Genomic DNA, 20,742 nt, shown 5'->3' on the forward strand with positions numbered 1-20,742 from the left:
ACTTTTCATATATTAAAACAAAAAATTGCCATACCGTTTTATTTGGCAGGGCAATTAATTATTATAAAGTATTTAAAATCATTAGGGAGTTTTATAAACTAGAGCTTGTTATGCCTTTAATACTGCAGTTATATAATCTTTTTCCATATATCCGTATTGAGCTGAAGCTTCAACTTGCTGTCAGGATACAGGCTAGTTTGGTTCTCAATCAACATCACCTGGGGAACATACTCTTTTATTCTAGGCAATAAATAACGAAGTCTCATTTTATCTCTTCCTAAATAATCGAAGGAATAAAATGCTACTACATCAATATGTTGATTCGTATTCATAAGATATTTAATTAGTTCATTCAATCCGGTACGCATTGGATTGTAATAACCAAGATCTGAAAATTTCTTAACAACTTCCAAATCATTTGCATGTAAATACGTCACAATATTATTTTCTATTTCAGCGACATTACATTTCTCTTCCATAATTCTTTGAGAGTACAATATCGCCTTTTTGTAGGAGTGACTAGACATTGTATCATCGGTCCTTTATTAATCAAATATAGATATAAGTAATGTCCAATTTGATTAATAAATATACTTTTATTTCTATATCTATCACCTCTGTTCAGTTTCTTGAAAAACCTATGCATAGCAATCTCTTTGAATAATTTATCAAATTGATTATCAAACTGTAGTGAAAGCAAGGAGGTGATCCAGCTATGATTTTCTTTTAAGATATTGATTGTATCCGCCATTTTATCAATTCTATTGTTCCCCATCAGTGGTATAGCAGCTTCCCTAGAGAAATTACCATCCTTAACAAGATCAAATCAATGAGAAGTAATTATTGATACACCTAAAAGAAAAAATGTTGAGCCGGAACGGGATACCTATAATGTTTTCAGTATGGATCTTAAATATATCGGGGATGAAGATATAGTAATAGTGAAGGTAGAAACGTACAGAGATGACCCAAGATTATCATCAGATTTTGAATTATTTACTGTGGAAGAAAAGGAATTAGAACTCCGTCCAGCTTTTCAACATCAGAATTTCCCTCTCTCTGCTCAAGCAACCAAGTTGAAGGGCATTGTTAATTGGACTAAAGAAGACAAAGATTCTCCAAATACAGAGAAGAATTTATCTTTAATCAATAGGAAGCATTCGAGAAACCCGCCCTAATGGCGGGAAGATATTTTATATCTTTCTATCTACAAACGCTGCATTATGAGATATTTATCAGGTTTTTAATCATTATAATATCAATCTGTTCTTCATTCCCCATATAAAATGAATGAGTTCCAGACTTAATAAATCCCATTTTACTATAAAAGGCAATAGCATTTTCATTGTTTTCCCATACACCCAGCCAAATTTTCCTTTTACTAAGTTCCATAGCAATTTCAATAGCTTTGTTTAATAAATATTTACCAAGACCGACTTTTTGGTATTTATTTCTAATATAAATCCTCTCCACCTCTAAGGCATCCTCACCCATTTTTTCAGACTGAGCATTGTCAGTATTAATCTTTAAATAACCAGCGAGTTCATTATTAAAATAAACAAAAAAGAATTGCGAAGACATATTAGACAATTCTTCTTCTAATTGTTCTAGATCAAATGCTTTATCCATATAAGCGTTCATATTTTCTGGCGAATTCTGCTTCTTAAATGTATCATTAAATGTTTCACAACTAATCTTTTGAAGTGTATGTAAATCTTTGATAGTGCATTTTTTTAAATCCATAGTCATTTTTACGTCTCTCCCTTTAAATATCAATAATCCCGCTTGTTACCTTTTTTAACAAATTCCCAGTCTTTTTCAATATTCATTCTAACTCTTTGAAGTAAATTGAAAATCGTATCGATTTCTGTTTCAGATAATCCCTCTAATGCAACACTATTGGAATGTTCATTTTCTCTTTTGATAAAAGGGTATACGTTAATCCCCTTTATGGTTGGAAAGAGCTTTTTAATTTTTTTGTTATGGTTATCTTTCTTTTTTTCAATAAAGCCATTATGTTCAAGCTTCTTTATAGCACGAGCTGCTGTGGTTCGATCTACTTTTACCATTTCAGCTAACTTTTCCTGAATAATACCTGGATTTTCACATATTCGGACTAGATACAAATATTGTCCTCTTGTTAACTCATATTCTTTAAATTCTATATTGCTTATAGAATCTAACGCCCTTGCTATCATTCCAATTTCTCTAAGAATTTCTATCATATTCAGCTCCTTTTAATTTTGTTGCAAATGCAATAAAATCTATTATTAACTTTACTCTAAAATTGTTGCGTTTGCAACAAAAAATAATAATCTCTTATAGTTTGCCTCAACTGCCATAACATTTATTAACCAGTAAACCAATCATACAAATATAGAAAAAAATAGTTTAAACTAAATAGAATAGCAGTATTCTTTTACAATTGAGGTGTAATCATGCCAAAAACGAATATCTTATTAAAAGAAATTTTTCTTTTTCTATTTGGTGTTTTAATTATTTGTGGAGTAGCTGGTTTTATAGACTTTTTAAGAGAGCTGCCAATTAATTGGGGAGATAGACTTTTTAAATGTATATTAGCCGTAATTCTAATTCGATTATTTATGTTGATGGGCAGCGCGGGAGATAAGAAAAAGAACTAAAAATAAACAAAAAAAGATGCAGTGCAGGACAAACATCTTTTTTAAGCTGCAATTTATAAATTATCATAGTGACAATAGATGTGTGAACTACCTACCACTTAGCTAACCTTACGGTCTGCTTGAAGTGGGGGCTTCTCGACTTATCGTTACTTTTACTAGCTAACGAAAACGGACCGAGCTAACCCTCTTGTTCCAAGAGTTTTGTTTTTATACGAATCCCAATATGCGTAACCCTTCCTTTTTGATGTTGATCGCTGAATTGTGGTCACGATCTGCCGCATAACCGCAAGAACATTGATAGGTACGTTCAGATAATGACATGATTTTTTCTGCACCACAACGAGAACATCTTTTAGTAGAAGGAAACCATTTGTCAATTTTTATTAGTTGCTTCCCCAGTTCTTTTAGTTTGTATTCTAAAAACGTAGTGAACATACCCCAGCCATTATCGTGAACACTTTTACCAAAGTTGAGGGCCTTAGACATCCCCTTCATATCTAAGTCCTCCATAATGACAGCATCATAGTCTGAAGCTAATTCTTTTGACTTATGATGCAGGAAGTTTTTACGTTGATTTGCCGTTTTTTCTTGCAATCTAGCTACTTTCAATCGTTGCTTTTCCCAACGTGCAGAACCTTTCTTTTTGCGGGATAGGATACGCTGTTCTTTTGCTAGGTTGTCTAATGATTGACGATAGAAACGAGGGTAATTGGCTTTCTCACCCTGTTCGCTTTCAACATAGAGACCATCCATGGCAAAATCTAATCCAATAACATGTTGAACGTTTACAGGCTTAATCTCTTTCTCATATTCTGTCAAAATAGAAATATAATATTTTCCTGACTTTGTTTTGGTAATCGTACAGGATTTTATTTTATAATCCGTAGGAATTTCTCTATGCTGTTTGATTTTTATTGTCTTTTTTATTTTGGGCAATTTGATATGACTATCTTCCAATTTGATATTTTCATTTACCATATTTGTTGTATAAGATTGTTTATTTTTTTGGCATTTGAATTTTGGGTATTTTGCACGGCCTTCAAAGAAGTTTCATAAGCTTCTTGCAAGTTAATCTGTGCATTTGCCAAGGCCAATGAATCCACTTCTTTTAGGAATGGAAATGCCTCTTTATATTTAGCAGGAGTCGGAAACTTTTGTTTTTTGAGTTTTTTATTGTCATCTTTGTATTTCTCATACGTTTCTTTACGGTCTGCTAACATTTTGTTGTAGACAAAACGAACACACCCGAAAGTTTTAGCAAGAAATATTTCCTGGTCTTTATTCGGTAATAATCGAAATTTGAAAGCTTTATTTTGCTTGGTCATATCCATTCACCTACCCCTAATATAGAATATATGTTCTTATTATATCATAGTAAGGGAACCTTGGCTATCGCCAACCGAAATTCATCTCCCGCCTACTCGTTGGGCTAACGCCCTTCATACTCCTTGAGGATGGGAGACTTCTTTCGGAAATCTATTAAATCTTCTATCGTGTTATTCAAAATAATTATATTTTTCATTGTGTCAATTCCATATACAGCGATCCCATGACCATTCCCATCATCTGCATTGGTTTCAATCCGCTGCACATTGTTATTTTCTAATGTAATATGGTTGCTAGATCCTGTTACATAAATCCCCATCACTGTTTCATCTGCTAAATTAGTAGATAAATCCTGGATAATTATTCCACTGATGGTCACATAGTTTTTATTATTTATCGTAACTAAGGATGTATCCCCTTCAACATCCTTTAAATCTCTTCCACTAAGAATAACCTTCTCCTTGTTATAGGCTTTAAAAGTAATTGGATTTGATTTGGTGCCACTATGTTTGACGACAAGCTTTTCCTTATATTTTCCCTCTCGTATGAGGACGGTAGTTCCCGCAATTGCTTCTGACGCTGCTTTTTTTAGTGTGCGAAATGGTTTTGATTTTGTCCCCGGATTTTGATCATCTCCATTTATAGCTACGTAAATAGCTTGGTCCTGCTTATCAAACTTATTGTTTAAAACAAATATAATTATGATAGCAGCTGCAGCCAAAAGAATAAAATAGATTTTCTTCATTAAAACATTCCCTTTCTCAAATGGACATAGCTTTAGTATCTACTGGATATTATGTCCTTTCCTATTTCTTCAAAAGGTTAAGGTCATCTAATTAAAATAAAAAATGTTTATGTATTTCAACCTTTCCGTTCTATTTCTGTTCTTCTAAATCAATTCCAAATTCCTTGTAATGTTACCTACCAGCAAAATAATCGTAGCAAGTTCTAGCGAAACGGATACGACTTTACCCAAATAATAACATATTACCTACCTCTTTCATTTTAATTTTGATGGTCTCGTTTTTTCAAATCTCTCACTCTTTATTTAAATTACATTTACTCGGTTATTCTTCAATTCTAATCAAATTCTAATTTTCTTATCACTATTATCTTATTTCTAATAGTTACTATTATATTAAGACAAATAAAGGAGGATGAAATTTGAAAAAAAATCTTTTGATTGGGACAGTAGCAGCAATGGTTACTTTGGGTGGTGCCGCAGTTGTGGGAGCATCGGATGACAATAACATCGTGGAGAATCAAACAATTACTGCAGAGCAAGCTATCCAGACAGCATTCAAAAAAGTGGAAGGATTCGTGCAAGAAGTGGAACTTTCCTTCGAAGAGGATGAAAATTATTATGAAGTTCAAATCGAAAGCAGTGTAAACGAGTATGAATTTAACATTGATGCAGCAACGGGAAAAATTGCTGGGCAGAAGACTGAAAATATTGTAGAAGAAAAGCAGGAAGAAACTGGTCAGAAACACTCTGTTGATGAAAGTAACTATTCGAATGAATCAGCTGCTGTTACTTCACTTGAAGAGTACGATACCATTATCAATCAGGTAGACGCAGAAGATTTGACTTTTCATCTGGTTACTGACAATTCAGGAAACCGTATAATGTTCCTTGTTGACGGTGACGGGAATAAGCACTTTAAAACTATTTTCCTAAAACACGACAACCTTCTGAAAATCATTGATATGAACGGTGATGGACAGGTATACAACGGCAATCTTTAATGAAAAGCACCATTTTTCCCCATCCTAAAAGTGATACCTTTCACTTTTAGGATGGACTTTTCCACCAGCCGTTGCTTTTTTGTCCCGGGAAAATGGTTTAAGTAATAAATTTCTGTAGAGCAGGCTGACATTCTTATCTTTCTAATTTTTTTACAAACAATGTGAACCAGTAGGATAGAAAAACTACGGCAAGATCAACAAGGAATATATGGAAATTATTGGTTCCCTCATGAAGCTCCAATAAACCCAACCATTCTTCCAGCGTGGCAAAACCAAATGCAAATACGGCACTTAACAGAACAGCATATACGTAAAAGTTCTTCTTATGCTTTGTTGTATACTGATATAAAAGTAAAAACCCTACAGGAAGAATGGACACTGTTATATTTAAAGAATATGGCAGTGCGGGTGCGAGAAAGAATGTATGAAACATGAAATTATATTTTTCAAGAATTATACTGGCGTAAGTCCATAAAATATGTACCATAAAGCCAAAGAAAAACACCTCAAAAATTCTGCCTCGATCCACTGTAAAGTAAAGCAGAACTAATGGAAGAATAAAAACCAGCAGTGTTACCCAGAACTGCCATGTACCAAAATTGGAATAATCATTCCAGTAGTTCGATATAAGCTCATTAAATTCTTCTGTCTTCACATAAATTTCATCTCGATATTCTTTAAAATCCACAAAACCCCTCCTAACTTTCAGGCTTATTTTATGGATTTATGATTAATTTATGTAATTTTATTTAGGAAGCAGGCTAAGACCACAGAACAATAAAATCCTCCGCTGTAAAATACAAATTGGCAGGAGTGAACCCGAAATAATACCGGTTCAGACCTGCCAATTGTCTGCTTATTTATAAATTCCAGCTTCCTGAACATAACAAAGTCCCTTGAAACAGAAAAATTCTGCTATTCTCCCGTGTTATCAGAACTCTTCTCCTCAAAGTTATCGAGCAATGCCCGTACATCATCAGTGGATTCTGTGCTCATCAATTGATTTCTCAACTCACCTGCTCCTCGAATCCCGCGGACATATATTTTAAAGAAACGACGGAGAGGTTTAAATGCACGTGGTTCCACTGCTGAATATTTATCAAAGAGATCCAGATGCAGCCTTAAGAGATCAAGCAACTCCTTACTGCTGTGATCTTTAGGCTCCTTTTCAAAGGCAAACGGATTTTTAAAAATTCCGCGCCCAATCATAACCCCATCAACACCATATTTCTCAACAAGCTCCAAGCCAGTTTGACGATCAGGAACATCCCCATTAATTGTCAAAAGTGTATCTGGCGCTATCTCGTCACGAAGTTTCTTAATCTCCGGAATCAGTTCCCAATGAGCATCCACTTTGCTCATTTCCTTTTTTGTGCGCAGATGGATGGAAAGATTAACAATGTCTTGTTTCAGGACGTGTGTCAACCAGTCGCGCCATTCGTCTACATTCGTGTAACCTAGTCTTGTCTTCACACTTACAGGCAATCCACCTGCTTTTGCGGCTTGTATTAGCTCTGCTGCAACTTCCGGACGGCGGATAAGGCCACAACCTTTCCCCTTCCCTGCCACATTTGGTACTGGACAGCCCATATTGAGATCGATCCCTTTAAACCCTTCTTCCGCCATACCAATACTCATTTGTCTAAAGTATTCAGGCTTATCGCCCCATATATGGGCTACAATCGGTTGTTCATCCTCTGTAAACGTCAAACGTCCACGAACACTTTGTTTCCCATCTGGGTGACAATAGCTCTCCGAGTTTGTAAACTCTGTAAAGAACACATCTGGCCTACCTGCCTCACTCACAACATGACGAAAAACAACATCTGTCACATCTTCCATTGGTGCCAATATAAAAAACGGACGTGGTAAATCACGCCAAAAATTATCTATCATTTCAAATTCAAATCCTCTCATTCGGGGAAACCAGGACAAACCCTTACCACAAAATTAAAAAGCAGAAAATGGCTCCTGCTCCTTTATATTTATACCATGTATAGGTACTTTTTATCAAACTCATTGGGAATGTTTACTTTAGTTTGACACGCTTTGTACTTTGCTATGTAACCTTCATTTTAACACTTTTCCAGACTGAAAATCATCGTTTTTTTTCGACTTTACCACCTGGATTGTCAAAGTATAATGGAAATAACTTCTTAAAATAATCATTCGAAATACGTTCTTTTATTCTCCTCAAAATGATTCAGGCAACATTCTATACAGAGTGCATTTAGTCAATCAAAATAAGCTATAATTAGTTATAATCAATAGAAAAAACGGGTGATGATTATGAATGAAGGGAAAAGGATTTTAATAATTGAAGATGATCAGGAAATTAGCAAATTGCTTAGCGTTATTTTATCAAAATCAGGGATGGATTCGATTGTGGCTTATTCTGGTACAGAAGGTCTCCTGCAACTGCAAAATAATAAGTTTGATTTAATTTTATTAGACTTAATGCTGCCAGGCAAAAGTGGAGAGGATTTAATAAAAGCAATCAGAGAAGAGAATTCCATCCCAATAATTGTGATTTCAGCCAAGGTTGATATAGAAAATAAAGTGCATGTATTGAAAATGGGAGCAGACGATTATATAACCAAACCATTTAATCAAGAAGAGGTTCTTGCTAGAATTGAAGTTCAATTTCGAAAATCAAGCGTTCATCCATCACGAACAGCGGAGAATGTATGGCGCGGACTTAAGATCAAACCTGAAAAACTATCTGCATCTTTAGAAAACAACGAGCTGCAATTAACGAATGCAGAATTTGATATTCTCTCCTTATTTGTCAGTCATCCGGAGCAAGCTTTTTCTAAAAGGGAGATTTATGAAAGAATCTGGAAAGGTACTTACTTAGGTGATGACAATACGATTAGTGTCCATGTATCAAACCTTCGCAAAAAAATTGCCGGAATCACTTCTGATGAGTATATAAAGACAATATGGGGAGTAGGCTTCATGCTGGTGTAAATTCTTTATGATTTCTTTATGTTTTGTTTAAGGGAAATTAAAGGCATCTACACTACACTGAATATATCATGAAATTTAGTGAAGGAGTCAACAAAATGGATACCATTATTCAAACATATCAATTAAAGAAGACCTTTAAAGAAGAAGAAATCATCAAACCCCTTGATTTCTTATTAAGAAAAGGAGAAATTTGTGCATTGATTGGTAAGAATGGTGCTGGAAAGTCAACCTTTTTTAAAATGCTTGCTGGACAATTAATGCCAACTGGAGGAGACATTCACTTATTTGGGAAATCAGGAAAAGAAATGATTCACTCCAAAAAAAGAATGGGTTTTATGATAGAAACACCTGAATTTTTCCTTGATTTTACTGCAACTCAAAATCTAGAGTATTTCCGAATTCAACGAGGTGTTATTGAAAAGAAACGCATTTATGAGGTTTTACAAATTGTTGGTTTAGCAAATCAAAAGAAGAAACGGTTTAAAGATTACTCGATGGGAATGAAGCAACGTTTAGGAATCGCGCTTTGCTTGCTAAGCAGTCCGGATTGTTTAGTGCTCGATGAACCAATTAATGGATTAGATGCTGAAGGGATTATAGAGATTCGTAACCTATTATTGAGGCTAAATCACGAAAAACAAATAACGATTTTAGTTTCCAGCCATATTTTAACGGAACTGCAATTACTAGCAACACGTTTTGTATTTATCAAAAATGGTGTAATTGTCGATGATTTAAGTAAAGAGACTTTAAACGAAAAAAGCAAGAAACAAATTCAGCTTAAAGTCAATGATGCAGCAATTGCATCACGATTGTTAGAACAAACATATGCTGATATTCAATATAAAATCCTTCCTAATCATATAATAACCATCCAAAATCATGTAGAGGAAAGCGGAGAAATCAATCGTCTCTTAGTCGACAATGGGGTACTGGTGATAGAATTCCGTATGGAGTCTCTTAATTTGGAAGAGTACTTCTTAGGATTAGTGGGGGAGAATGAAAAATGATTAATTATATGAAAAGCGAAAATTACCGTTTATTGCATAAAAAAGGTCTTCATATTACGAGTGTTATCTGTTTATTGTTAATTGCTGCAGCTTCGGTTGTCTTGTACTATTCCGGGCAACAAGATCCGAATTTCCCCTACGCCACTAGTTTGTTTTTTTATTCGAACGTAATTGGCAGTGGGATACTAATTATAATCGTTGCCTTTCTCTTTAATTTGTCTCTTACTGGCAAGGATACGTCCCTAATCAAACAATCTGTATCCTTTGGTGTATCTCGAAACACAATCTTTTGGTCAAAGTTAATTCTAACATTGAGTTACTTTCTGGCAATATGTGCCGTTGGTCTTCTCTTAATGATTGGATTGGGAGAGAATCTTTTGGCTAGTGAGGAACAATCAGTCAAGTATTTCTTGACAGCTAGTATAAACATGTTCCCGATTGTAATCTGTGGATTTTTTATAATTCATGTGCTGAAAATGTTGAAGTTCGGTGAAGTCTATATCATTATCACGTTGTTATTCATATTTATATTTTCTGGTGATCTATTACGGATGCTACTTCGCCCGATTTCAGGATTGAATGAGCTTTACAAATATGCACCAAGTACACTATTAAATGAAAACCTAATGAGCTTCTTGAACAAAGCAGTTCAATTTGATTACCATTACTGGATTACTGGCACCATTATTTCGGTGGTTTCTTTACTAATAGGAGCGAAAAAGTTCTCTAAACAAAATATCGATTGACGGAGATGGGATGAATGGAAGTGAGCAGCTGGTTGATAATCATTACTTTGCTTTTACTACTAATTTTTAATATTGGGATGCTTTTGCTTTTTCATTGGGACATCAAAAAGATGACAAACCAATTAGAAGAAATCATTGAAAATTTTGGTACAAATGAATTGGTTCGCACCAATACACATAGTAAAAGCTTAATCGGATTTGCTGCCAAAATCAATCAGCTCATTCATTTATTCAAGCAAGATCAACAGTACACTCATAAGAAAGAAAAAGAACTAAAACAAGAAATAACAAATATCTCTCATGATTTGAGGACCCCTTTAACATCGATTAAAGGATTTTCAGAATTGTTAACTGATCCATCTTTATCTGAAGCAGAAAAGAAAGAGTTTCTAGCTATTATTCAAAAAAAAATTGACAATCTCACAATGATGGTCGACCTTTTCTATGAACTCTCCCAAATTGACTCCGCCGACAAGCAATTGGTCATGGAACAGCAGTTTTTAGATCAACTTGTCGTAGAATCTATGCTAATGTTTTACGACGATTTTGAGAAAAGCCAGTTAAGCATACATGTGGATGAAGTTGACTTACCAACCGTTATTGCAGACAAGAAGGCAACAAACCGAATTGTTACAAACATTATTCAAAATGCGTTACGATATGCCAAAAGCTATTTAACAATTAACCTGATTGAAGATGAAACATATGTCTGGTTAAGAGCAATAAATGATGTTAATGAGTTTGATCGCACTGAGATCAATCGAATTTTTGATCGAACATTTAGTTTGGATAATAGCCGAACTGGTGGGCAGCTTGGATTAGGCCTGCATATTGTAAAGCAGCTTATCAACAAGCAGGGTGGAAAAGTAGTTGCAGATGTTCATAAAAATGAATTTAGAATCGATGTTGGGTTTAAAAAATGGGATTAGTTGGGTAAACATCTAAGTAGCACAGATGTAATAACACGTCAGAGTGAGTTGATAAAACCCTTTGCCGTATTTCCATTGTCTATAACGACCATCATTAACATATTAATCGCTTTATTATTTCCGCCAAAACCAGTGTATAATGCGGAGTTATTTGTTTTCCAAACATAATCTCAGCTTTTTCTACTAGCTTATCGATCACAACTCAAGAGCTCCGCCTTTATTTAAAGTAAATTTAATCTTTTGTTTAATCTAACTTAATATTTATATGGTATAATTACAATGTAATGACTGAATTTTGGTATTATTAGATAAACACACTTATACTAGTTTTCTGAAAGGTGATTTGATGATACAAAACTCTAGAATATTAATTTTAACTGGAAGCTACGGAAATGGTCATTTAAAAGTTTCTAAAACACTAAAGGAAACATTGATGGCTTACGGCTGCAATGAAGTAATAGAATCCGATTTATATTTAGAAGCACATCCATTATTAACAAAAGCAACCAAATTTTTATATATTAAGAGTTTTACCTATGGACAGAAACTATATGGCAGTTTTTATTATGCGGGAAATAAAGAAAAAAGTATCTCTCCATTCGATTTCATCAATTACTATGGGAGAAAGACATTAGCAAATTTAGTAAAAGAATTCAATCCCGATATTATCATCAATACATTTCCAATGACTGTTGTTCCAGAATTCTTAAAGAAAACAGGTTCGCCGCTTCCAATGGTCAATGTGTTAACAGACTTTGGCCTGCACAATAATTGGATACACGAGGAAATTGGACGATATTACGTCGCTTCCGAGGATTTAAAAGCTGAAATGATTCGAAAAGGTATTCCTTCTGATAAAATTAAAGTTACAGGCATCCCGATTCAGTCTAGTTTTGAAGAGGATTACGATAAAGATGTGTTGCTCGAATCCTATGGACTAAATAAAAATATGCCTGTAACACTTCTTGCCGCAGGTGCTCATGGTGTATTGAAAAACATGGTTGACATCGTCGATCGCTTGCTGGCAATAAAGAATAACCAAGTTATCATCGTTTGCGGCCATAACAAGAAATTAAAGATGAGTTTAACTAATAAATTCGGAGAAAATAACCATGTGAAAATTTTAGGTTATACGAATAACATGGACGACCTAATGAAGTTATCGAACGTGATGATTACAAAACCTGGGGGCATTACATTAAGTGAAGCACTGGCAGTACAGGTTCCATTAATCCTTTACCGTTCTGTACCTGGACAAGAGAGGGAAAATGCTTTATTTTTCGAACGAAAAGGCGCTTGTATCAATGTTGACAACCCAGATACATTAATCGAAACAATCACGAATCTTATTTCTCAGGAAATGATGCAATTGAAAATGAAGGAAAAGATGAAATCCCTATATCATCCACATGCCGCAAAGGTTATTTGTGACGATGTTAGCAGCATGTTGAAAGAGAAAAAGGAAAAACGTATAAAGGAATTTGTTAACTGATGAACATCTTAAAAAACGTTACAGCAAGACAAGAATTTTTATTACTCATTATCCCTCTTTTTCTCATTGAATTTGTTAGGGGTGCATATGTTTTTAGCTACCTCCCAGGTTTATCTATCCACCCTGGTGGTATTGCTTTAACGATCATCGGATTAGCTATATCCATTCATTTTATAGGTGATTCAGTGACAAATTTAATCGTTGGCTATTTCATGAAGATATTTGGAAGTAATGTTGTCATTCATCTAAGCTTTACCTTTTCGATTATAGGTCTTGTGATTGCAGCTGCATGGACAAATGGTATGACGCTGATTGTTAGTGCCTTATTTTTAGGTATTGGTATTTGCCCCCTGTGGATTATTCTATTATCCAAAGCAGGTAAACAGCAGCGCGGGCAAAATATTAGTATTGTCTATTTCGGCTGGCTTGCCGGAATTGGTGCTGGCTTAATAACGATGAACCATTATTTGCAATTCAACTTAAAGTATATTTTATGGTTTCTGCCTGCACTCATCCTGCTTGGCTGGATAATTTATACGCTTGTAAATAAAGGTAATGCATCATACCATCATTCTAATCTTAAGGAGCAAAAGGACAATACCATTACATTAATAAAAAAAAGTAAAGTCGTGATACCTGGATTATTATTGCAGGGTGTCGCAATGGGAATGATTATCCCAGTTCTCCCTGCATTCGCAATTAATGTATTGCACGTTTCAACGGATCAATATTCCTTATTAATGTTGTTAGGCGGAGGAAGTGCATTATTATTCCTTGTTCCAATTGGAAAATTAGTTGATAAAATATCAAATAAAGTTGTATTATTTATTATTGGTTTTTGTTTGTTTGCTCTTTCACTACTAATCCTAATTACTAGTCCCAACATTGTGGCTACATTTGCAATAGTCATTTTGCTCGGATTGTTTTATGCTTTATTTTTACCAGCTTGGAATGCATTTATTGCTGGATTTATACCTGGAAATTTAAAGGAAGCTGGCTGGGGTATCTTCTCTGCGTTACAAGGCTTTGGTGTCATGATTGGGCCAGCCATCGGCAGTGTTTTAGCCAATCAAAATCAAACTATAACGACGATAAAAGTGAGTGCAGCTATATTTGGCATAACCGCAGTTATTTACTTACTTTATGCTTTGTTTTTTCGAAAGAGGAAAATATTGATTTAAATAATAGATAAGGTCATTGCGCTGACCTTATTGTTGAGTATGAAAAATCATTGATTTCTGCCCATATCTCACCAATCTCAATTTATATTATTTTGATTGATATTGAAATCCTACTCTGATAATCTACGCCTTATCTCGAAAGTTCACTCGATAGTCATTTAGAAAATCTTGAATACTAACAGATGGTCGATTTAACAAAGTATTAATATCGTTTGTGATCAGCTTGTTACTATTATTTGAATATGCCTCTGCAATGTATGCAAGGTCATAAGCTCGCCAGGAAGGGAATCCTTTCTCCAATAGCGTTTCATAAAATTGTTTTTGTGTCACTTGATTATAATTTATTGGCCTCTGAAGAATAGCTGATAAATGCTTGGCAATGTCTTCATAAGAAACTGCAGCAGGGCCCGTTAGTGTATATATTTTATCAGCATGACCCCTCCCACTTAAAACCTTCGCCGCTGCTTCTGCTATATCACGAATATCAACCAAAGCAAATTCACCGGAACCCATTGGAGTTGAAAAGCATCCATTTGATGCAACCGAATCACCAAAGCGCAATAAATTTTGCATATATAATTGTGGACGAAGGAATGTCCAGTCTATTTTTGAATTTCTCAACTGTTCTTCTGTTTCAGCATGCCAACGCATTAAAGCGATTGGTGAATCTTTAGATGCTCCTAACGCTGATAGCTTGACGATATGCTTCACACCATTTCGCTCCGCTGCTTTTATGACATTTTCATGCTGGACCACTTGATCGGGATTATCTCGTGCAACTAAAAAAAGCCGTTCTACCCCTTTAACAGCATTTTCAAGAGAATTTTTATCTTCAAATGTTCCTGCAGCTACCTCTAGTAATACATGATGAAAATCTTTAAAAGCATCTTCGTTTCGCACAAAGACTCGGACTGGAACATTCATTTTTAAAAGCTGTTCCACCACAAGCCTGCCAATTTGCCCTGTAGCTCCTGTAACTAAAATCATACCTTCATCCCTCCAAATAATAATTATGATTGAAATAGATAATTAGACATTCATCCATTCCTTTTATTTGTATTACTCTTTATATTGCATCCTCTTCAATTTAAACACGCGAATATTTTTTCCTGCACTCATAAAGATAATGCTGAATAAAACGAGAAATGCTCCAAAAAACTGCCCTGAAGACATGACTTCATTGATAAATAGATACCCGAATAGTGCAGCAAAAACGGGTTCCAACGAGAATATGAGACCTGTTCTAGTAGCAGAAGTATATTTCTGTGCAACGATCTGTAAGATAAAACCTAAAGCACTGCATAAAATGCTAAGCGCAAGGATTGCAGTCCACCCTTTTGCAGTACTTGGAAGTGCAGGTGTTTCAAAAATCAAGGAGAATACTAGACCAATTAAACCAGTAAAACCCAATTGAAGCATGCCAAGATTTAAAGGGTTTACTTCTTTTACTGCGAAGCTGACTATTATAATATGTGCTGCATATAAGAGTGCTGCCATTACGCAGAACAAATCTCCTAATTTTATGTGAAATGGGAATTGGATAGTCAGAAATCCAATACCTATCATCGAAAGTACAATACTTATGATAATCTTTGATTCTAATTTCCTTTTTAAAATAAAGGTATTGATTAATGGAACAAAAACAACTGTTAGACTAATTAAAAAACCTGCATTTGAGGTTGTTGTAGTGTTTAAACCGAATGTAATTAAAGTGAAAACGAGAAATAAGATAAAACCTAATATGAAACTATATTTTAAAATATTAAGGTCTATTCTTCGTAATCGTCGAAAAAGAATTGGCAGGACGATAATAAAAGCGAAACCAAAACGCAGTGCAATTAAATTGAATTCAGATAATGAATGCAGTCCCATATCCATGAAAAGGTATGAAGCTCCCCAGAAAATTGTCACCAGTAACATAAGTAAATCAGCAATATATGCCTTCATTTTGGTTTCCTCCTTTGCCTAAATCCAGTATACTAAGCTAAAAAACATAAGTAAAACGAGTATTTCTTATATTTAACATGAGAAAAACTAATGTAAAGGACAGGGATTTGTGATGAGCATTAGCAAGTATAAAGTATTAATGGAAGTACTAGAACAAAAGAGTCTAACTAAAGCAGCGGAAACAATGGGATATACTCAATCTGGCATCAGTCATACAATCAACAGTCTGGAAGAAGAATTTGGATTTGAATTAATTGTGCGTGGCCGTTCCGGAGCAAGATTAACGAAAAATGGTGAACAAGTCATCACAACGATACGCGAAATTCTTAAATGGAATGAGTATTTAGAACAACAAATCGCTGCTGTCCACGGGGTAGAGTTAGGTACAGTCCGAATTGGAACCTTTACAAGCGTTTCTGTTCATTGGCTGCCAAACATATTAAAAAAATTCCAGCAGGACTTTCCAAATATTAAAATTAAGTTAGTTGAGGGGGATTATCGTGAAATTGAGGAGTGGATTTTAAATGGAGTGATAGACTGTGGTTTTATTTCAGCACCAACACGGAATAAGTTTGATGTCATCCTTTTACACAAAGATAAAATGCTAGTGATACTGCCTCCTGACCACCATTTGGGTTCGCAGGATACTATTAATATAGAGCAGATTGAAAAGGAGCCCTTTATTATGCCAAGGCAAGGTTCTGATGATGATATTAATCGAGTATTAAAAAAGGCTCCATTTAAACCAAATATTGCATTTATGGCTGGAGATGACTATGCTATTATGTCAATGGTTGAGAGCGGCCTAGGCATTAGTATACTTCCAGAGCTAGTGCTCAAAGGACAACAACGTTATATCCATAAAAAGGAACTAAAAGAGGAAAATTACCGTTCTCTCGGTATTGCTATTAACTCTAAGAAGAATCTTGCTCCAGCAACTAAAAAATTTCTTAACTATGTTCAATATTTCCTAAATAAGGATGAGTCTTATTGAATTCAGTTCAAATCTCTCATTGAAAAAAATCGTTCACGGTAGATGTTTTATTGCGTTAGCAGGAGCGTCTGGAACCATGTCCGGCATTGTTATGCTAGGATAATGAAAAATTCCAAATAGCAAGTGTTTGATAGTTATCACAGATTACTTTGTCAATAAGTCCTGTCGAAAAAATCCTATACCCTGTTTTAAGTTCAGCTATTATTGGCAAGTCTTATTTTTTCAAAAGCTGGTACCTAACAATTCTCATTCCTTTAAGATTGCATTTGTTGCATAATTGGTTTAATCTATTACATGCATGCACATACATGTAAATTTCTGAAGGGAATGAAACTATAATGAAAACCATTGATTCATCCTTTAAAGTTAAAGATTTGCAACTTAAAAATCGTATTGTAATGGCACCAATGTGTCAATATTCTGTTGATAAAGAAGATGGTGTACCAAACGATTGGCATTTTGTTCACTATACATCCAGAGCTGTTGGGGGTACAGGATTAATTATCATGGAAATGACAAGTGTAACCCCTGAAGGCAGAATTACGAATCAAGATTTAGGATTATGGACCGATAGCCAGGTTCCTGCCTATAAGCGAATCGTAAACGAGGTTCATAAATATGGTTCAAAAATTGGTATACAAATAGCCCATGCAGGCAGAAAAGCGGAAGATGCAACCCAGCCCGTCGGCCCTTCTAATCTTCAAGGTGATGCTTTACCCGAAGAAACCAAATACGGTGGACTTAAACAACCCCGTGCTTTAACGATCCAGGAAATAAAACAAACAATTGAGCAGTTTAAACAAGCTTCCAGAAGAGCAGTCGAAGCAGGCTTTGACACGATAGAACTGCATGGGGCACATGGTTATCTTCTGCATCAGTTTATGTCTCCCAGTATTAATAATAGAAACGATGAATATGGTGAAGATCTCTCAAAATTTGGTGTAGAAGTAATTCGCTCTGTGAAATCCGTTATGCCAGAGGGTATGCCATTAATTATGAGAATTTCTGCTATTGAATATATAGACGGTGGCTATGGAGTAGAACACTCCCTTCATATGGCTAAAAAATACAAATCTGCTGGCGTAGATATTTTCCACATTTCTTCCGGAGGGGAAGGCACTCCCGGTACTTTAAAACCTGGTAATTATCCTGGCTATCAAGTTCCTTTTGCCCGAGCTTTCAAAGAAGAGTTTGGAATCCCTGTCATAGCTGTCGGCATGTTAGATAATCCAAAAGTAGCCGAGGCAACCTTATCCAATAAAGACGCCGATTTAATTGCGGTTGCTAGAGGAATGTTAAATGATCCATATTGGAGTTTACATGCTATTAAAGAAGTAACAAGGAAAGTGAACCCGCCATTTCAATATAGCAGAGGAATTCGATAGCAGGTAATGCTATAATTGGGATATATCATTGAAAGGTGATGGCAATGAATCAACCACAGCAATTAATCCATACGTGGGTAAACTTTTCAAAATTCCATAAAAGAATTACACATTCATTAGATTATTTTTTGCAGCAAAAATATCATTTAGGTTTGAATGAATTTTATTTTATGATGTTTCTCAATGAAACCAGCGAAAAAAAGCTCCGACTATCACAGCTTCAGAATATGATCGGTCTTAGTCAAAGTGCTTTATCACGCTTGGTTTCAAGGCTTGAGCAACATCATCTTAAACCAGTGGAACGAGCTAGTTATGCTGAAGACAAACGTAGTGTTTATGCTGTACTGACTCCTAGTGGTCAGCAGCATATAAATGAGATAATGAATGACGTAAATAATATCTTGCAACAATCTCTTTCAGAAAAAGATATTAACAATTTAAAATTATTTGCTGAATAGAATTCCAAACGAAATGCATTACTGAAGCCTCTCTTAAGAGTTGCTTTAGTAATGCTTTTTTTAGATGCTGCTGAATTTAGCGAGAGGGCTTGATTTCTTCACGAAATACTAACCCGACCAGTTGGTAAATATGGTTAGTCCGATTTTTTGCTGACCTGCTAGTTTAATAAGTTATAGTTCCTTTATTTTCCCTTCTTTAATACCGATGTATCTTTCCAGCCATAAGCAACATCATCTACTACCATTCCTCCAAACTCACTTTTTCTACGAAGATATTCCTTTCCTCCCATACGTTTATAGAAACCAAGCCCAGATTTATTTTGTTCCATTACCCATACCATCATAGAAGTAATGCCCTGTTCTCTAAAATGTTCAGCAATAGATGAAACCAGGTTTCTTCCTATACCTAATCCCCTGGATTCCCGTGATAGATAAAGGGAGTATAATTCTCCATTAAAATTTTCGTCATCAATACTTTTGCCAGATGCAAAACCAATAACCTTTCCCGCTTCATTAATTGCAATATAGATAAAGGAATCAATTTCATTATTTAAAAAGTGAAACCACTTTTGCTTTGCCCCTTCATACGTTAATCTGTTCAAATAATCCTCTGGAACCAAGCCGCGATAAGTAGTCCTCCAACTATCTACATAAACTTTTGCAACGGCTTCTATCTCTTCTCCATTTGCTATTCTTATCTTCAAACTAATCACCTCTCATCGGATGCTTTAAGATTATTATAGCATTCACTTAACTCCTTCTATTATCTCGTTCACTAAGTAACAAGATAATAGAATAGTATTTAATTAATCAACATTTTTTATGCAGGACTGTTTTAGTAATTTAATTTTGGTTGGTATCAATCCAGTATACGTTAATTCTCTAGTTGTAATATTTTATAATAGTTTGTTATTTCTTCTTAACCGCTATGTTATCTCAGTGATATTTTTATATGATACATTGTGGTTAGTTAAGAGCAATGAAATATGTCGAATTATGTTTCATTGCTTATTAGTTTAAAAGGAGGAATAATGTTGGTACAGTCCATTCAGACAACAAGAAAATATGTAATTTCTACAGCACTTGTAACATCTCTTGCTCTCACTCCTGTTTTTAGTGGAAGTGTGTTTGCCAATGCTGGTGCAGGATCTTCGGAGGGCGATATAACCATTAGTGAGAGCAATCTGCCTAATGTAACAGAGCAAGAGGAAATATCACAAGATGAGACGGGACTCATTCGAAGTGGAGATGTTGGTGCAGCAGTAGAAGATATACAGGAAGAACTTCAAGCTCAAGGGTATTATACATACACAATTGACGGTATTTTTGGTCCATTAAGTGAACAAGCTGTAAGAGATTATCAAGCAGACCAAAATTTGCAAGTTGATGGTATTGTAGGTCCAAATACATTGGAAAAAATGACACTTTCACCAAGTGATTCTTCTGAAAATAATTTAACTATTACGGAGTCTGGAGACGATGCTTCAAACGTTCCATCTGATATTGTTGCTGCTGCAGAAAGTGTCTTAGGTACACCTTACGTTTGGGGAGGAACAACTCCAGAAGGCATGGATAGTAGTGGTTTTATTAATTATGTGTTTAACCAAGCAGGGATTGACGTTTCACGTACACATAGTGAAATGTGGGAGAACGATGGTTCCCATATAGAATCTCCTGACATCGGGGATGTCGTATTTTTCGAAGGTACTTACGATACAGAAGGTGCCTCTCATAGCGGAGTTTATATCGGTGATAATCAAATGATTCACGCTGGAAATGACGGTATTAGTATAGCAGATATCAGCGTTGATTATTGGCAGGACCATTATATTGGAGCTAAATCTTTTACTGAATGATAAAAATACAAGTGCAAAGACTGCACTTGTATTTTTAATTACCATAAGTTTCGAATGACT

Annotated in this window: 21 protein-coding genes and 1 pseudogene; 12 read left to right on the forward strand and 10 right to left on the reverse strand. The window is 35.0% G+C overall.

The features are described from left to right. Positions 1–128 precede the first annotated feature (128 nt). From NSQ77_RS05230 to NSQ77_RS05240, 3 genes are all read right to left on the reverse strand, one after another. A complete protein-coding gene (locus NSQ77_RS05230; protein WP_339229311.1) occupies positions 129–527 on the reverse strand; it encodes a hypothetical protein in 399 nt (132 codons plus the stop codon). Positions 528–1,221: 694 nt separating this feature from the next. Further along, a complete protein-coding gene (locus tag NSQ77_RS05235; protein WP_339229313.1) occupies positions 1,222–1,749 on the reverse strand; it encodes a GNAT family N-acetyltransferase in 528 nt (175 codons plus the stop codon). Positions 1,750–1,772: 23 nt separating this feature from the next. Further along, the gene (locus NSQ77_RS05240; protein ID WP_339229315.1) at positions 1,773–2,225 is read right to left on the reverse strand and encodes a MarR family transcriptional regulator; all 453 of its coding nucleotides are present in this window, start codon (positions 2,223–2,225) and stop codon (positions 1,773–1,775) included. A gap of 213 nt (positions 2,226–2,438) precedes the next feature. Between NSQ77_RS05240 and NSQ77_RS05245 the strand changes: the two genes are divergently transcribed. Further along, a complete protein-coding gene (locus NSQ77_RS05245; RefSeq protein WP_339229317.1) occupies positions 2,439–2,642 on the forward strand; it encodes a hypothetical protein in 204 nt (67 codons plus the stop codon). 207 nt (positions 2,643–2,849) lie between these two features. Here NSQ77_RS05245 and NSQ77_RS05250 read toward each other — a convergent pair. Together NSQ77_RS05250 and NSQ77_RS05255 are read right to left on the reverse strand one after the other, a co-directional pair. After that, positions 2,850–3,967, reverse strand: a pseudogene (locus NSQ77_RS05250) (transposase). Between the two features lie 104 nt (positions 3,968–4,071). Beyond that, entirely contained in the window at positions 4,072–4,713 is a 642-nt protein-coding gene (locus tag NSQ77_RS05255) for a DUF1565 domain-containing protein (RefSeq protein WP_339229318.1), read from the reverse strand. A gap of 419 nt (positions 4,714–5,132) precedes the next feature. Here NSQ77_RS05255 and NSQ77_RS05260 point away from each other — a divergent pair, with 419 nt between their 5' ends. After that, the gene (locus tag NSQ77_RS05260; RefSeq protein WP_339229320.1) at positions 5,133–5,714 is read left to right on the forward strand and encodes a PepSY domain-containing protein; all 582 of its coding nucleotides are present in this window, start codon (positions 5,133–5,135) and stop codon (positions 5,712–5,714) included. A gap of 133 nt (positions 5,715–5,847) precedes the next feature. On the opposite strand, the gene NSQ77_RS05265 is transcribed toward NSQ77_RS05260, so the two are convergent. Together NSQ77_RS05265 and NSQ77_RS05270 are read right to left on the reverse strand one after the other, a co-directional pair. Next, entirely contained in the window at positions 5,848–6,402 is a 555-nt protein-coding gene (locus NSQ77_RS05265; protein ID WP_339229322.1) for a hypothetical protein, read from the reverse strand. Between the two features lie 227 nt (positions 6,403–6,629). After that, positions 6,630–7,610: a tRNA-dihydrouridine synthase gene (locus tag NSQ77_RS05270; RefSeq protein ID WP_339229324.1), complete on the reverse strand. Its 981-nt coding sequence runs from the start codon at positions 7,608–7,610 to the stop codon at positions 6,630–6,632. A gap of 393 nt (positions 7,611–8,003) precedes the next feature. Here NSQ77_RS05270 and NSQ77_RS05275 point away from each other — a divergent pair, with 393 nt between their 5' ends. From NSQ77_RS05275 to NSQ77_RS05300, 6 genes are all read left to right on the forward strand, one after another. Beyond that, the gene (locus NSQ77_RS05275) at positions 8,004–8,684 is read left to right on the forward strand and encodes a response regulator transcription factor (protein ID WP_339229326.1); all 681 of its coding nucleotides are present in this window, start codon (positions 8,004–8,006) and stop codon (positions 8,682–8,684) included. 95 nt (positions 8,685–8,779) lie between these two features. Beyond that, on the forward strand, positions 8,780–9,694 hold the full coding sequence (locus NSQ77_RS05280) for an ABC transporter ATP-binding protein (RefSeq protein WP_339229328.1): 915 nt from the start codon (positions 8,780–8,782) through the stop codon (positions 9,692–9,694). Beyond that, positions 9,691–10,440, forward strand: coding sequence for an ABC transporter permease (locus tag NSQ77_RS05285; RefSeq protein WP_339229329.1), 750 nt, complete (start codon positions 9,691–9,693; stop codon positions 10,438–10,440). The genes NSQ77_RS05280 and NSQ77_RS05285 overlap by 4 nt, the downstream gene beginning before the upstream one ends. 14 nt (positions 10,441–10,454) lie before the next feature. Then, entirely contained in the window at positions 10,455–11,369 is a 915-nt protein-coding gene (locus NSQ77_RS05290) for a HAMP domain-containing sensor histidine kinase (RefSeq protein WP_339229331.1), read from the forward strand. A gap of 346 nt (positions 11,370–11,715) precedes the next feature. Further along, on the forward strand, positions 11,716–12,861 hold the full coding sequence (locus tag NSQ77_RS05295; RefSeq protein WP_339229333.1) for a glycosyltransferase: 1,146 nt from the start codon (positions 11,716–11,718) through the stop codon (positions 12,859–12,861). Beyond that, positions 12,861–14,042, forward strand: a complete 1,182-nt coding sequence (locus NSQ77_RS05300; protein WP_339229335.1) for an MFS transporter — start codon at positions 12,861–12,863, stop codon at positions 14,040–14,042. The genes NSQ77_RS05295 and NSQ77_RS05300 overlap by 1 nt, the downstream gene beginning before the upstream one ends. A gap of 123 nt (positions 14,043–14,165) precedes the next feature. On the opposite strand, the gene NSQ77_RS05305 is transcribed toward NSQ77_RS05300, so the two are convergent. Together NSQ77_RS05305 and NSQ77_RS05310 are read right to left on the reverse strand one after the other, a co-directional pair. Continuing rightward, a complete protein-coding gene (locus NSQ77_RS05305) occupies positions 14,166–15,029 on the reverse strand; it encodes an SDR family oxidoreductase (protein ID WP_339229337.1) in 864 nt (287 codons plus the stop codon). Between the two features lie 72 nt (positions 15,030–15,101). Beyond that, the gene (locus NSQ77_RS05310; RefSeq protein ID WP_339229339.1) at positions 15,102–15,989 is read right to left on the reverse strand and encodes a DMT family transporter; all 888 of its coding nucleotides are present in this window, start codon (positions 15,987–15,989) and stop codon (positions 15,102–15,104) included. Between the two features lie 112 nt (positions 15,990–16,101). Between NSQ77_RS05310 and NSQ77_RS05315 the strand changes: the two genes are divergently transcribed. From NSQ77_RS05315 to NSQ77_RS05325, 3 genes are all read left to right on the forward strand, one after another. Beyond that, positions 16,102–16,983: a LysR family transcriptional regulator gene (locus NSQ77_RS05315; RefSeq protein ID WP_339229341.1), complete on the forward strand. Its 882-nt coding sequence runs from the start codon at positions 16,102–16,104 to the stop codon at positions 16,981–16,983. Between the two features lie 338 nt (positions 16,984–17,321). After that, on the forward strand, positions 17,322–18,368 hold the full coding sequence (locus NSQ77_RS05320; RefSeq protein WP_339229343.1) for an NADH:flavin oxidoreductase/NADH oxidase: 1,047 nt from the start codon (positions 17,322–17,324) through the stop codon (positions 18,366–18,368). A gap of 44 nt (positions 18,369–18,412) precedes the next feature. After that, positions 18,413–18,826, forward strand: a complete 414-nt coding sequence (locus NSQ77_RS05325; RefSeq protein WP_339229345.1) for a winged helix DNA-binding protein — start codon at positions 18,413–18,415, stop codon at positions 18,824–18,826. A 182-nt stretch (positions 18,827–19,008) separates the two neighbouring features. Here the strand turns inward: NSQ77_RS05325 and NSQ77_RS05330 are convergent, their stop codons facing one another. After that, positions 19,009–19,539, reverse strand: a complete 531-nt coding sequence (locus NSQ77_RS05330; RefSeq protein WP_339229347.1) for a GNAT family N-acetyltransferase — start codon at positions 19,537–19,539, stop codon at positions 19,009–19,011. A 318-nt stretch (positions 19,540–19,857) separates the two neighbouring features. On the opposite strand from NSQ77_RS05330, the gene NSQ77_RS05335 reads away from it, so the two are divergent. After that, on the forward strand, positions 19,858–20,682 hold the full coding sequence (locus tag NSQ77_RS05335; RefSeq protein WP_339230939.1) for an NlpC/P60 family protein: 825 nt from the start codon (positions 19,858–19,860) through the stop codon (positions 20,680–20,682). Positions 20,683–20,742 lie beyond the last annotated feature (60 nt).

It is taken from the genome of Oceanobacillus sp. FSL K6-2867, assembly GCF_037963145.1.
In the GTDB taxonomy this organism is placed as follows: Bacteria; Bacillota; Bacilli; order Bacillales; family Amphibacillaceae; genus Oceanobacillus.